Annotated in this window: 7 protein-coding genes; all 7 read right to left on the bottom strand. The window is 36.8% G+C overall.

Annotation, left to right across the window (positions count from 1 at the left end):
* Nucleotides 1-28 precede the first annotated feature (28 nt).
* Nucleotides 29-853 (bottom strand): LicD family protein, encoded by an 825-nt coding sequence (locus FFR60_RS07835; RefSeq protein ID WP_137663707.1) that lies wholly within the window; start codon nucleotides 851-853, stop codon nucleotides 29-31.
* A 37-nt stretch (nucleotides 854-890) separates the two neighbouring features.
* Nucleotides 891-2078: a beta 1-4 rhamnosyltransferase Cps2T gene (cps2T, locus tag FFR60_RS07830; RefSeq protein WP_137663706.1), complete on the bottom strand. Its 1188-nt coding sequence runs from the start codon at nucleotides 2076-2078 to the stop codon at nucleotides 891-893.
* A gap of 11 nt (nucleotides 2079-2089) precedes the next feature.
* Nucleotides 2090-2806, bottom strand: coding sequence for a sugar transferase (locus tag FFR60_RS07825; protein ID WP_137663705.1), 717 nt, complete (start codon nucleotides 2804-2806; stop codon nucleotides 2090-2092).
* A gap of 27 nt (nucleotides 2807-2833) precedes the next feature.
* Nucleotides 2834-3598 carry a tyrosine-protein phosphatase gene (locus tag FFR60_RS07820; RefSeq protein WP_137663704.1) on the bottom strand — a complete coding sequence of 255 codons (765 nt, stop codon included), beginning with the start codon at nucleotides 3596-3598 and terminating at the stop codon, nucleotides 2834-2836.
* Nucleotides 3599-3616: 18 nt separating this feature from the next.
* On the bottom strand, nucleotides 3617-4321 hold the full coding sequence (locus FFR60_RS07815) for a CpsD/CapB family tyrosine-protein kinase (protein ID WP_137663703.1): 705 nt from the start codon (nucleotides 4319-4321) through the stop codon (nucleotides 3617-3619).
* Between the two features lie 11 nt (nucleotides 4322-4332).
* The gene (locus FFR60_RS07810) at nucleotides 4333-5121 is read right to left on the bottom strand and encodes a YveK family protein (RefSeq protein WP_137663702.1); all 789 of its coding nucleotides are present in this window, start codon (nucleotides 5119-5121) and stop codon (nucleotides 4333-4335) included.
* Nucleotides 5122-6388: 1267 nt separating this feature from the next.
* Nucleotides 6389-14896, bottom strand: coding sequence for a SpaA isopeptide-forming pilin-related protein (locus tag FFR60_RS22920; protein ID WP_137663701.1), 8508 nt, complete (start codon nucleotides 14894-14896; stop codon nucleotides 6389-6391).
* Nucleotides 14897-15048 lie beyond the last annotated feature (152 nt).

Below are 15048 nucleotides of genomic sequence, written 5' to 3'. Positions count from 1 at the left end.
AGTATAGTAGTTATATTGGATATAAAAATTATTTAATATGTTTTTTTGAATATTGCTCCTCTACACTCGGTGTGTATGTTAAGTAATTATCACCATAAAGTTGTTTCAGATATTCATCATAATGGCTGGGAATTAAAAATTTCTGATTTTCAAATTTAACTTCAAGACCATTTCCCCAAAACTCTTTTAAAAGTATTTCTTTTCTATAAAGAGACCCTGTTATAGTACCTATATAATGAGATTTTTCAATAGAATACTTCGTGTATAATTTATCTAATTTATTATACATACCTACTTGCGTATAAAGCCTACTTATCCCAGTCATTTTTAAAAACCTAAGAATCATTCGTTTTTTTGAACTATGCATATTAACAGTGTCCTCAACATCCATTGTCCAAACACCCGCGAGAGCGCGGTACAAATAAGTTAAAAAGTAATATATATATCTCTTAATAACATTGTTAGGTGTACCATCAATTGGAAGTATATCAATTACTGTCAACCCTAGTTTGTTATTTTTAGGGAATCCTCTCGATTTTCTTTCATCTTCTTTTAACAATACTCTTGGAAAATAACAATGGATTTCAGGGTTACTCTTATAACTAAGTATATAAAACTTTTCTGACCAATCTATTTTAGAAGTTAATTCAATTAATCTCATATAATCTTTTCTAAGTATCGCTATATCGGCATCATCATCCCATGGTACAAAACCTTTGTACTTTACAGCTCCCATCACACTCCCACCTCGCAAGAAAAAGTCCATTCCATTTTTTTTGCAAAAATTTCTTAACTCCGTTAATGCCTCTAATTCTAAAAGCTGAAGCTCCCTCAATTGGTTGTCCTTTTTCATTTCTTAACCTCCCCATGATTTAAACTACAACAAAACATTAAATATTACACATCAGTTTTTCATATAAATAAATAATTTGGCTCCATGAAAAATCTTCTGCTAAATAACTATTATCTTCTAACTCATTTAACATAGATGACATTTTCTCTGAAGAGTCTAAATCTGAAATAAGTCTATTCAAATTTCCATCTTTTTTCCAATAAAATGCAGAATTCCTACCTACTTCTCGATTGAAACCAACATCTAATAATAAATTTACTTTAGTATATCCTAAAGCTTCAAGTAAGGATGGATTCGTTCCACCTACTTCATGACCATGTAAATAAGCAAACGCATTTTCACGAATATACTTTAATAATTCTTGATCATAAACTGTTCCAACAAATTTAATTCGCAAATCTGTATCAAAATGCGTTTCACGTTTTAATTTCTCAAAAAATTTATTTTTCTCAATATTTGTAATTAATACAAAATCTTTAGGCGTGTTTGATTTCATGAACTCACGAATCATTATTTCATAATTGTTTTCTGGCACAAATCTACCTACCACCAAATAATAATTACCTGGTTGAACTTGTTTTTCTCTGAACCATTTAATAACGTTTGTACTTTTTTCAGTCAATTTTGATTTTTCTAAGTCTGTACCATAAGCTATATATGTTGTTTGAGGTTTGTATTGCTGATATTCTTCTTTGATATATTTTTCAATATTACTACTATCACAAATTAATAAATCTGCATGTTTGACCATTAATCGTTCTGAATACTTCCAATATCGACGAACAAGATAATTCCACTTTTCTCTCATCCATTCATGCCCATCAGGATTAATAAATAATCTTCCATCCAGATCTTCAATTTGTTTTTTTAATCTTCCTACGAATGGACCAATTCGACATGCCAAAACATAGAAAATTGGTTGATGATCTTGATTGCTTTTGGCTTGTTTGATTGCATACTTCAAAGCAGCAATGTCATAATAAATGGCTCTAGCAGGACCAATATTGGGTACATCAATGTTAAAGCACTTTGCGTCATTGTGCTCAAAGTGCTTGTCAGTAATTTTTGATCTCGCCGAATTTTCAGTCATACAGGCTACATGGTACTGAATGTGTCGATTAATTTGGTATTCTGTCAATTTTTCGACAAAGGTTTCAAAGCCTCCATATTTTGCAGGTATTCCCTTTGCCCCAATAATATATACATGTTGCTTTTTATCTTCCACAAACAAACTCCTTAATATGCCCCATCTGGTTTTATCATTACTTTTATTGTCTTAACAATTAAAGAAATATCATATTTGATACTCCTCTTCCGAATATATTCAATATCATAATTAACCATTTCATCAAAATGGACATCATTTCGACCACTAACTTGCCATAATCCAGAACACCCTGGTTTCACGAGTAATCGCTGCATATCATACAGCGTATACTCGGCAACTTCTCTTTGTAATGGTGGTCTTGGTCCAATAAGACTCATATCACCTTTTATAACATTAATTAGTTGAGGAAGTTCATCTAAGCTAGTGCGTCGAATGAATTTCCCAAAAACAGTAACTCTAGGATCCTCCTTCATTTTGAACATGGCACCTTTGATTTCATTCTTTTCAGCTAATGTGTCTAATTGTTCTTCTGCATCAACGCACATTGAACGAAATTTATACATAGTAAACAGTTCACCATTTTTTCCAACGCGTTTTTGAGAAAAAACTATCGGTGAATTTGGTTCATCTTTATGTATTTTATAGGCAACCCAAAGCATAACTGGAGAGATAAAAATAACTCCTATAGTCCCCAAAAATAGATCAATGATTCTTTTAATAAAATCATACCCTTTTTGCTTTTGTAACTTATCTTTATCTATCCAAACCAAATTTGAATGTTCCTGATCCAGCCCAGGTTTCTTCTCCAAAATACTCACATCCCCAAAATACTTTTCACTATTCATAACATGCCCTCAAAACAAATCACCTTATTAAAAGAATTTGAAACGTGATTCCTTTATTGCCTTGTATTCCGGACACACTACCTTATCACCGTTGACCAAGTCCTTAGTCATCTGTTGCATCTCTTCAATCATTCTTGCTCCCCCAATTTTACGAATTTCTTCATAGGCTTCCCTCAGTAGAAAAGTTCGATGACGCAAATTATGTGCGTCAGAAGCAACCATGTATAACATATTGTGTTTCAACATGAGTTTTGCAGTCTTTTGTATATCTTTTCCAAACACCCCGACAATGCTTGGTGCTGTTAATTGGGTCAGCACACCCATATCGAGAAACGGCATCAATCTATTCGGATGATTCCGAAAAATTGCATTTCTTTCAGGATGAACAATTACTGGTATATGACCATTACTCATTAACTCAAAAAAAAGTTGTTCCGAATACTCTGGCACATCACCCGAAGGAAATTCAATCAAAACATAGGTATTTTCAAGATCAGTAAATAAGATTTCCTGATTACGAATATCTTCTAGAAGTGAACCTGTAATTCTCACTTCTTGTCCTTCTATTAACGTGAGTGGAATACCATTTTGATCCAGTACTTTTTGTAGATCATTGACTCTGGTAATTATTTGTTGAGCAGGGTTGAAATATTTCCCATTATTATGATGTGGTGTACACATCAAATGAGTAATTCCTTGACTAACAGCTTTTTTCGCCATTTCGATACTATCATCTATTGTCTGAGCACCATCATCAACCCCTGGTAAAATATGACAATGCAAATCAATCAATTTATCCACCTTCTTGTACTATTTGTCGGTACCATAATAGTAGTATCCTTGATCATTCGCATCTGTACTTCCGTTAAAGACAGCCCCTAGCACATTCGCGTTTACCATTGATAAAAGTTCACGTGCCTTTTGTAAAGAATCTTTACGAGTAACATTTTCTCGAACTACCAACATCGTGCCATCAGCTTTAGATGCCACGATTTGTGCATCCGTAACAGCTACAATTGGGGGCATATCAAAAATCACAAAATCATAATCTTCTCGAAGTTCTCTTGTTAATTGGTCCATTCTAGTTGAACCTAGTAATTCAGATGGATTTGGAGATTTTGGACCACTAGTCATAACATATAGGTTAGGGACAACCGTTCGTTGCACTCCATCACTCACATTCATGTCCGTACTCAAAACATTACTTAATCCCACACTATTATTTAATAGAAATGTTTTGTGTACAGTTGCCTTTCGCATATCAGCATCAACTAATAAAACACTTTGACCAGAGTTGGCAAAGACAACAGCAAGATTAGCTGCTGTTGTTGATTTCCCTTCGCCTGGCCCAGAAGAAGTAATTACTAATGTTTTAACTTGGCGATCTGCTGAAGATGCAAACTGGATATTGGTACGAATCGTTCTATAACGTTCAGAAACTGGTGAACTTTTATCTACTAACGTAATCAGACTAACAGCCTGTGCCACGTCTGTTTGATTTTTTCTTTTAGCCATAACTACCTCCCCTAGACTCTCTTACGTCTGCGACGATCAAGAGTCGGTTCTATTTCATTTTTAGAGACTTCTCTTTTATTGATTTTTTGAACGGATTCACGACGGATTTTTGCATTTAATTCCTTTTGAGTCAATTCTGGAACATTACCTAATAGAGTCAATCCAAATTCATCGGTCAATGTTTTACTTTCTTTGATTGTTCGATCCAGTAATTCCAATATCACAGCCAAGAAAACACCAATCATTATTCCAATCAATAATCCTGCAGCTATAGTTATTTTTTTGTTTGGAAAAACTGGCTCACTACTAGCAACTGCTTGAGATATGATCGAAATGCGATCAACATTCAAAACATTTTTCGCATTGGCTTTGAAAATCTCAGCAGTGACATTAGAAAGGTTGGCCGCTTCTCTAGGACTCTTACTTGTTGCTATGATAGAGAACATCTGAGAATTCTGGTTTTGTTCTACTTTTATTGTTTCTTTCAGATCATCAACACTGATTTTTAACCCATACTCAGAGCTTAACTTCTCTGATACTTCCTTTGTCACCAAGTCCCCAGTAATAATATCTTTATATGTATTGATCATTTGCAAGTTGGTATTAACATCGTTTGCATTCGTTGTTTCCGTTTGCGGCAATGTGACAACTAGCTGTGCTTGTGAACTATATTTTGGTGTTAAAATGAAAAAGGCTAATAGACCTGAAATCAAAAGGCCTACGAGTCCTCCTAACACAATCAATCCCATTCGTTTCCTTAGTAGTTCAAATAATTGTTTGATACTGATCGTTTGCTCCATAAAATCCTCAACTTCCCTAAAAATTTACTTTTTTTAATATGCTTAAGAATAAACTCCTTGAATAGCAGAAATAGTATAGCAAAAAAAAAGATGCGAATAGACGCTTTAAAAAAAATGATTTCCTTTTTTTTTATAGAAATTTTAAGAAAATGAACTTTACTCAGTACACTGACCTCAAAAAACTACAAAATCTTTTAGACTAAACATTTTCCCTTAAATTCTAATAGCTTAAAAAAATTACTTAAGAAACGCTTGCCTGACTTTATAAAATGATGCTTTTATAAAACCATTATCAACAAAACTCCTAAAACACTCTTTGTTTATTTATTCACTTACAAGAGAGCCTATTTAAAATTATTGTAACTAAAGGCACACAATCAACGTTATTATTATAGTTCAGACTCTCTGCAATATCAACGATTATTTGAACGAGCGACATATCGCTATACTCATTATTTATTTTATGAAATTAAAAATAAATATACATTGCACAATAAACAAATAATCCATTTCACAATCCATTTAAGGATAAGGATTATTATTTGTTTATTTTAGTGTTATAACGGCTCGAGCTGTTTGTTTTAACCATTTTGAAATAACTTTAATTTAAAAAATATGAGAGCATAAGGAGCTATTCCATAAATTACATTATGTATTCCTTCCTCCCACTCTGAATCTACGCTACAACCTCGCATCTTTTCTGCACTGTAGACAAGTTCAGCAGTCTTACTGAAACATACAAATTTTTATTAAATACTGACTATTTCTAATTGAAATTTTAGCAAAAAAGTTCAATTCTCATTTTTCTATAAAAATGAGAATTGAAGAAATCAAAATATGAAGATTCTACCTATTCAAATAATTTAATCTTACTATCGTAAAATTTTCGTTCTAGTTGGTACAATTTATTTTCTAGACTACCAATACCAATTCAATAATATTGGGTTTTAAAGGAAATAAAAACTCTCTAACCTGAAAATTTTGCAATAATATTGATTCCTTCTAAGGTGCAAAAAAAGTAGAAAGTACAAAATGCCATAAAATGTAAACACTTATGTATAACCAAAGGAATCAAATTTAACAACATTGTGGTGAAAGTAAAAAAATGATTTTAATCTTAAGTTCTTACACTCGTAAACTTCACTCCTAACAGATGAAAAAGAAAGTAGAGAAAATTAAAAACTCTCTCTACTTCCTTTTTAAACTAGCGGACTCAATTTTTAAATATCAGTCTATTATTTAATGATTTTTCTTTTTTTAAATTGTCTTATTTTCTCTTTCGCACGTAAACGATACCCACTACTATCAATACAATGATCGCTCCAATACTAAGGAGTGCGACTCCTTTTTCCTCTCCCGTTTTCGGATAATATCCTTGTTTTGGCGTTTTTGGTTTATTGGTCGTATTCGATTTGTTAGGTATCAATTGGTTCTTAGCAATCACTTCAACCTGTGCAGGCTTGCCGCTATGTGTCGCCGATATCGTAAAACTAATCAGCTGCTCTGACAATTGATAGCCTGCTGGTGCTTTGGTTTCTTTAAAGTAATACTTACCTGGCGCCAGATTTGTCACCTGCAGTTTTCCATCCGCTGCTGTCTTCAAATTATCACGCAATACTTTGTGGCTATTATCCAGCAATTGGAACTCAGCATTTGATAGATGCTTATTGGCATTGTCGGTATCAATCTTAGTTAGTTCAACGTTTCCTTGATAATTGATAAAATCTTTCCCATTTAAAGCTTCAACCATCGCTGGTTTGTTCACCGATTTAGCTGGGATTGTAAATGGTATCTCTGTTGTATTGATCAAATAGCTCTCTGGTGCTTCGGTCTCAACAAACTTATAATTACCGGGAGCTAATCCAGTAGCTGTGACATCGCCATCTTTATCAGAGTAGATAGCCTCACCAACAGCTTTTCCATCTTCATCATGCACTTCAAATTTCGCATCAGCTAGCGGTTTATGATTTACATTTGTTTTACGGAAACGAGCCGAACCTTGATAGTTTATGAAATTATCACTAGCGATCACTACCGCGGGCTTGCCATTCGATTTTTCATCAATAGTAAACGGAGCAGGCGTGTCATTAATCAAGTATCCCTTTGGTGCTTTGGTTTCAACAAATTGATACTCACCAGGAACAAGATCTTTTGCGGTAACCTCTCCCTTTTCATTCGTCCTCAAATCTTTTTGAACTGAATCGCCATTCTTCTTTTGTACTTCGAAGATTGCACCTGATAGTAATTTTCCAGATTCAGCTTTCTTCGTCAGCTTTGCCGTTCCTTGATAATTCTCAAAATCGCCTAAATTAAGTGTAGCTGGTTGGCCATTTTGCGGATAGATCGTAAATTTATGCTCGGTTGTATCAAGGATATAACCAACTGGTGCTTTGGTTTCTTTCAAGATATAGTCACCAGCACTCAATCCTTTAGCATAGAAAGCACCATCGTTATCTGTCTTGATCGTTGTTTGAGTGTTCCTATTCTTATCAATTGTTTCTAACGGATTATTTGTATCAGTGGATTTAAAGAGTTCGTATTCAGCTCCGGTGAGTGTTTTGTCGCCGCTAACTTTTCTCCCTTTAATAGAAGCTTGATAGTTCGCCAAATCTAAAGTCATCCCCTTAACTTGCTGATTATCTACCACAAAATAAATCGGTTGACTGCTGATAAGATAGTTAGGAGCGGTCTGGGTTTCGACTAATTTGTAACTTCCATCTGCTAAAGCTAGATTGCTTAAATCAATCGTGCCATCGGATTCTGGTTTCAAGTCGTCCTTGATTAATTTCCCAGCTGCTGATCCATCATCAATATATAAAGTAAAGATGACCTTAGATAGATCTAAGCTGCCTGAACTTTCACCATCCGTCTTCTTCAAGTTAATTTCCTTTCGAGCATTTTGGAAATCCCCTGCATCAACGACATAAGTGCCGTCTTCGATTTTATTCAAATTGTTTTGTTCATCGGTCATAGGAAGCGTCACTGGTACACGATCAGGAATAACGACCGTCAATGGGAAGGTGTTTAACAAGTAGCCATTAGGTGCCGCTGTTTCCTTCACATAATAAGTTCCCGGTGCTAAATCCGTGAACTCAACAATTCCCTTAGAATCAGATTTAACTTTTGCAGGTTCGGTGTCGCTGAAGTCTGATTTTGTATAGAGTGTGAATTCTGCTCCAACTAGGTCAATAATTTTGGAATCATCATTTATATCGTTCCCGATTTTATGAAGACGAATCGTTCCACGATAGTTTGCGACATCATCAGCAATTTTAACAACCGCTGGTGCGCCTTGATTTTCTGCTGGAATCTCAAAAGCTAGCTCTTCACTCGTCATGATATATTTGCCCGCGCTGCCTTTATCCGGTGCTTCCGTTTCTACAAAGCGATAGCTTCCAGGTGCCAAACCAGTTACGCGAACAATACCGTCTTGATCTGAAGTAGCTGTTTTATCAGCAACATCCTTGCCATCAGCATCAACAACTTTAAATTTCGCCCCTGGCAATACTCTTCCTTCACCATCAGTTTTGGTCAGCTGAGCAGTTCCTTGATAGTTGATAAAGTGATCTTGCACTGTTACTATCGCGGGCTGTCCTTCGGCTTTTTTAGGAACGGTTACTGGAACAGTCGTTGTATTAAGCAGGTAACCGGTTGGTGCAGCGATTTCCTTGAAGGTGTAATCACCGGGTGCCAAATCGTTAAAGAGAACTTCACCTTTATCATCTGAGGCAACTGTTTCACCCACAGGCTGATCATTACTATCCAACAATTGGAACTTCGCACCTGCCAATGGTTTATCATTCACATCAGTTTTGATTAATTTAACTGAGCCTTGATAATCCACAAATGGTTGATTGATTGTAATCGTCTGCGGTTGACCCTCTGCCGAATTTGGAATGGTAAATTCAACGGCTTGATCGTTGATCAAATAATTAGCTGGTGCCTTGGTTTCTTTGATCGTGTAATTGCCGGGTGCTAGTTTATCAATTGTGACTTTTCCATCTGAGCCAGAAGTTGCTTCTCCGACAGGCTGATCATTTTTATCGTAAACAGTAAATTCTGCATCTCTCAATGGTTGATTGGCTTTATCGACTTTCGTCAATTCAACCGCTCCAAGATAATTTCGCAAGGTTAATTTATCGCCTAGTGTTGTTTGATCGTTTGTTGTGACGACTGTCGGCTTGCCTTCTGCACTCGCTGGAATCGTAAATTTGATTTTTTGTGTATTCACTAGATACTTATTCTCATTCGAGTTTTCTTGGAAATAGTAATTACCTGGAGCTAGACCCTTGACGGTCACATTGCCGTCAGCATCGGATTTAATACTTTCCGATGTCATTTTCTCGGGATTGGCTGTGTCCGTATAGACATCGAAAGCTGCTCCGGCTAGTTTACTGAACCCATCATCCGAGGTATTTTCTGCTTCTTTATAAAGTTGGGCAGTTCCTTGATAGTTAACATTGGAATCTCCACTGATTGGAATATCCAAAATAGGAGGATCGCTTTCAGCTTGGTCTTCTACTGTAAAAGGAATTTCTTTAGTATTCAACAGATATCCCTTTGGTGCAGTTTTCTCGACAAACTTGTAGCTTCCCGGTGACAGTTCAAAGGCTTGAATATTTCCATCCAGCGCATCCGAAGTGAAAAAGCCATCACTGCCGGCACCTTTGGTTGAATCTGTAATTGGCTGCCAATTTTCACCTTTTCGCATCAGTAATTGATATTTTGCCCCGCCTAAACCATTAGCACTCGCATCAACTTTTTGGAACCGTACCCCTTCTTTATAGTTTTTCAGCGGTGTCTTTTCATCCAAAACGATTTTCTGCTCTGCATTATCGATCGTGATCGCAGTATCGTCTTGATTGTTGGAGGTAGGCGTCGTAAAGCGAACGAGCTGTTGGTTAAGCAGATAATCATCTGGCGCTTGTGTTTCCTTGATTGCATAGGTTGTACCCGGTGCTAGATTCTTAAAGGTAAAATACCCATCGGCTCCAGAAGTGACCGGATCTCCGATCGTTGTTTTCCCATCAGCTGTATATAATTGGAAAAGTGCTCCTGCTAACAGAGTATCTTTTCCTTCCAGATAGTCTCGCCCATCAACTTTCTTGAAACGAGCGGAACCTTGGTAGTCAATCAAAGCCTCGCCATTATTCAATTGAATCGTTGTTGGCGCTTGGTTTCCAGTCGATACTGGATCAATAGCAAAAGTAATTTCTCTACTATTTAAATAGTATCCTTCTGGCGCTTTGCTTTCCTTTAATTTGTATTTCCCGGGTGCCAAGTTGTTCAAGTTTAATTGACCGTTACTATTAGTCACATAGGAACTTTGATCACCATAATCTTTGAAGTCATTCGAATTTAATTCAGCCCGTTGTAGACTAAACTCTGCTCCTGCAAGATTTTTCCCGAACTCATCGGTTTTCTTTAAGACTGCTGAACCTTGATAATCTTTTAGCTGCAGGACACCATCGGAGACTGCTTGATCATTGACGAATACACCGCGAGTATTATTTTCGTTTTTCTTCACTTCAAAATCAATCAACGTTTGATTAATTTGATAGTTGTCTGGAGCAATTACTTCTTGGATACGATATTGACCATCACCAAGACCTGATAAATCAAAGCCTTGCGTTGTTGGTACGATTGACTTAACGAATGTGTAATTGGGAGCTTCCTTGGTTCCACTATTTTGATAAAGGCTAAACAATCCGCCTGCTATCGGATCGCCAGCGCCATTAGTCTTATTGAAAAGCACTTTAACTGGTATATTTTCAATCTGCGTAATCGGTGCGCCAATGCCAGTATCTACCGAAATTTTTCTTCCATTTAACAGGTCCGGTGAGATTGTATAACCATCGGGTGCTTCAATTTCTTTAACATAATATTCGTAAGCTGAACTAGTTGCTATCAAATTTCCGAAAGTCGCTATTCCCTGACTATTGGTTGTTGTTTGATACAACACGTTGGTCTTATTCGTCTTTGTATTCTTACGCAACAGTTGCAAAACAGCTCCGGGAACGATACTGCCGTTGCCGTCAGTTTTTTGAACAACGATCTTCCCCTTCGTACCAAATGCTGTCCCACTAGATTCCTGAATTGCCACCGTAATAACCTGCCGCGCATCTTTTCCCGGTAACTCTCTACCCTCGCTTGAGATCGTAGCTTCGTTGGTTACATTCTCTATTTCAGAGGTGAAGCTAGGTTCAGTATCGTAAATCAATACATAGGGCTTCTCGATCACACCGGTTAGATATTCACCAGGATTATTCGGATCTAATCTTTCCTGAATATCTGACATATCAACGGTGAAACTCTGCTGACCTGTTGCCGGATCAGTCGTCACGTTTACTTTGTATTGGCTGCTTGGAACTAACTGATCAGGTTGAACCGTTGTCGAACTGCCTGAGCCTGAATATTTTCCAGTATATAATTTGAAACTTTCTTGCAGGATTTGATTAGAGCTTGGCGTATCTTGAATTTTTACATTTGAAAGTAACGATTGGTTGGGATTGATATCCAGCTGCCAATTGATTAATCCCGTTTGAGTATTATATTTTCCGGTTTTAACTGCTGACTTCCCGCCAAAAGCAATTGAGACTGATGCTGTCAAATGCTGTTCAATACCTTCAACAGTGGTTATCGCAGTATTCCGATACGTTGATTGATCATAGACGATTTTTCCCTCTAGTGTTGTTTTGAATTGAATTCGGAAAACCATTGGGGAACCTGTTTCATCCCAGCCCGGAATATAATTGTCTTTAGAACCAAACTCTATTGCTAGCGTTCCTTGCTCAGTTTCCCCAGTTGGTTCTGGAATGGTCGTCTTTAAATAATCTTTGCCGACCTGATTGCCTCCATAAGTATTTCCTGTTGCCGCTTGGAAATTTCCTCTTGAATTAATCGTTCCTCTTGTCACGGTCAATGAATCCGGTTCGTAGACTTGATTTCCAGTGATTGGATCTTTGAAGCCAAATACTGATACGTTTAAATTATTGTAGTTTGCAATGACGGCCCAAGTAATTTCCTTCGTTGCTGGATTGTAGCTGCCGGACTTCATCCCTTGATTGACTTCTTGAGTGCTGGTCTTGAAATCGGTCGAACTTGAAGATGAATAAGGTGTTCCGTTATTCGTAAAATTGGCTTGCATCGTATTCTTGTAATCAACACTTGTATTTGGATTTGGGACATCTTCACTGAATTGATTATAAGCAGTGTAGTATTCCATCTGAAACTGATGATTCGTTTTGGCATAGCCATTTTGAAACTTCACAGTGAAATTCTTGAAACCTTTGCGATCAGCCGTCACATTTACAGTAAGAACATAATCTGCGGTTTCCGGATCACCGATTGTTCCTAAATCTTCTTCATTCTGACCTAACAGCCGTAATGCCCCGTTTAAAACTCGGTTGTTGTCATCTATATCATGAATCACAACCCCCGCATCTGTTTCTCCATTCGGGCTCTTCACTTTTGAAGGGATACTTACATATCCTTGTTCAGAATAACTCATTGTATCGGTAAAAAGAGCATTGTCCATTTCATATTTGTTCTTGTTTAGGTCGACAATATAGTGAGCCATCTTCGTACCTACATCAACAGTCGGTCTATTTTTGATAACGACCTGTTGAACTGGATTTGTCACTACTTGGGGTGTTGTTGGAACATTTTTCGTTTGTGCCTCATTTGTCACTGTTTGTTGATTATTCGCTGCAACAATCTTATTAACCTTAGTTTTATAGGCGATGTTGATTGCTTTGCCTGCTTGAATATTATTCTTGAAGGTCACAGTAAACGGATTTGTTGATGTATCAATCGAATAATCCTTTGGATCAAGCGGCGCGCCATTGACTGGATTGCCGTTGTTATCAAAATTGACAGTATAAACATTGAAACTATTTGATTCGACATCCATATTAGAAGAATACGTATCGGAAATGACCGTATCATCAGCCATTTCTTTCTGTCCATAATTGTAGCGGATCAGCCAACTATATTCTTGGTTGATACTGTCATAGCCGGTCTGAACTTTTTCTAAAGCCTTTTTATAATTCAACTGAACTGTCGCTGAAGCCTTCAAATTGTCAGAACCGGTATTCAAATGAACTGTATTCGTGATTGGTACTGTTCCGCCATTTGTTGGCTTAACTGAATCTTTGATAGTTGTAGAATAAATGACACGATAAGGACTATTGATCTTAGTGTTGAATTGAATCGAACCATCGTCAGCAACCGTATACGTACTTGGATCAAGCGGTGTCTGTCCAGTTCCAGTGACATTGCCGTTGAAATCAACAGTTAATGGATAAACAGTGACTGCTCCAGTATCGGCTTTATTAAAGGTCACTTGGTCAGGAAAATTCTCAGTCAATAAAGGATTATCTAATTCCGAAAAATCTTTATTAAAATCAACGGTCCAATTGACTTTACTGGGATTATTTTTCGAATCTGTTTTGCCAGCCTTACTGATGGAGACGCCACCTGTAGGTTTAATGTTGATCGTCAATGGCGGAATATTGGTTTTACTTGGATAAATAATCGTCGTGCGTCCTGGTTGTCCAATTTTCTGTGTATCAAAGTGAACATCCGAAGAAACCGATCCACTCTCAGCGGGGAGAAAATCTTCTCCCTCTTGCTGCGTAAAAGTAATGCGTATTTTTTGAGTTTTCGCATCAAAAACGTAAGTTCCGTAAATTGTTCCATCACTATCTGTTAGATTCCCATGAGGAGATGGAGAAGTAATTTTCAATCCTTCTGGAAAATCCATTTCGTAATAGTCACCCGGAACCATCTCAGTTCGAACCGCTTCTGGAATTTCGAAGTTTAAATTAAAATCAACAGTAGAATGGATGGTCGGTGGATTGGGATCAAAGTCCAAGCTTATGTCTTTAACAAAATTATCCCCTGGCGCATATTGTGCGAATAACTCATCGATTGGCCCTGCTTCTCTTGGTTGTTGAGGTTCATCGGCTTGTGCTTTGATGGCACTCTTTTTTTGTTTCGACTCTTTCGTTTTTGTATTTTCAGTCGATTCTTTTGAACTGTCTTTAGTTGCTGTCTTACTTTGAGTCGTACTAGTTCCTTTAGGTTCTGTGCTGGACTCTTTACTAGCCTCTGTTGAAGTCGAAGCTTCACTTTCAACTGCACTAGAGCTTTCATTAGACTCTTTGATTGCTGGCAGAGCTAATTGAAAGATTTTTTGATCCTCTTGATAAAAATCAAGCGTCTTATCAGGCCCACGGGTAATCGTACCTAATAGGGCAAGTCGAAAACGGTTTTCACCTTTTACCAATTTATTGAAGTTCAATGTATATTTTGCACGTACACCCGTTGTATCAATAGTGTATGTACCAATGGTTTCCTTCGCTTCATTTAAAATGATCTTCTCTTCGTCTTTACTATTTTCTAGTGTGAAGGGTTTCGTCATTTCAAAACTGATTGGCTGGTTGTTTTCGACTGAACTAGTGATTTTTCCAACCAAATCCAGTTCAAATTGCTCGTTGTCTTGAGCATTATTAATAAATTCACTAGCTGTTTCAAACTGCAAATTATTCGTAATCTGTGTCGAATCTTCCTTGTTCTCGGTTTTCTCTGGTATTGGGGCGGACTCTGTGGATACTGTTGTTTGCGGATCATTGGAGAGCGAATTTAGTGGTGAGGTTTTACTAATTGAATTATTAGAAGAACTCTCAGTAGTGTCTACGGCGGTTGCAAGAAGTGGCGATACAAAACTGCCAAATAAGCTGAGTAACATGACGGTGCTTACCCATTTTTTCATACTATCCCTACTTTTCAAATTTTCTAATCATCTACTCCTTTTTGCAAAAATGAACAAGATGATTTCTATCCACATTATCCTATGATGTTTTTTTCTTTACAAATAATAGCTCTTGAAAATTTCGATAAAGTAAAAATCATTTTAAAAACATA

This window comes from Enterococcus hulanensis (assembly GCF_005405485.1).
GTDB classification, from domain to species: domain Bacteria; phylum Bacillota; class Bacilli; order Lactobacillales; family Enterococcaceae; genus Enterococcus_A; species Enterococcus_A hulanensis.
The sequence above is the reverse complement of the archived record's forward strand: the minus strand, read 5'-3'. Positions and strand labels throughout refer to the sequence as shown.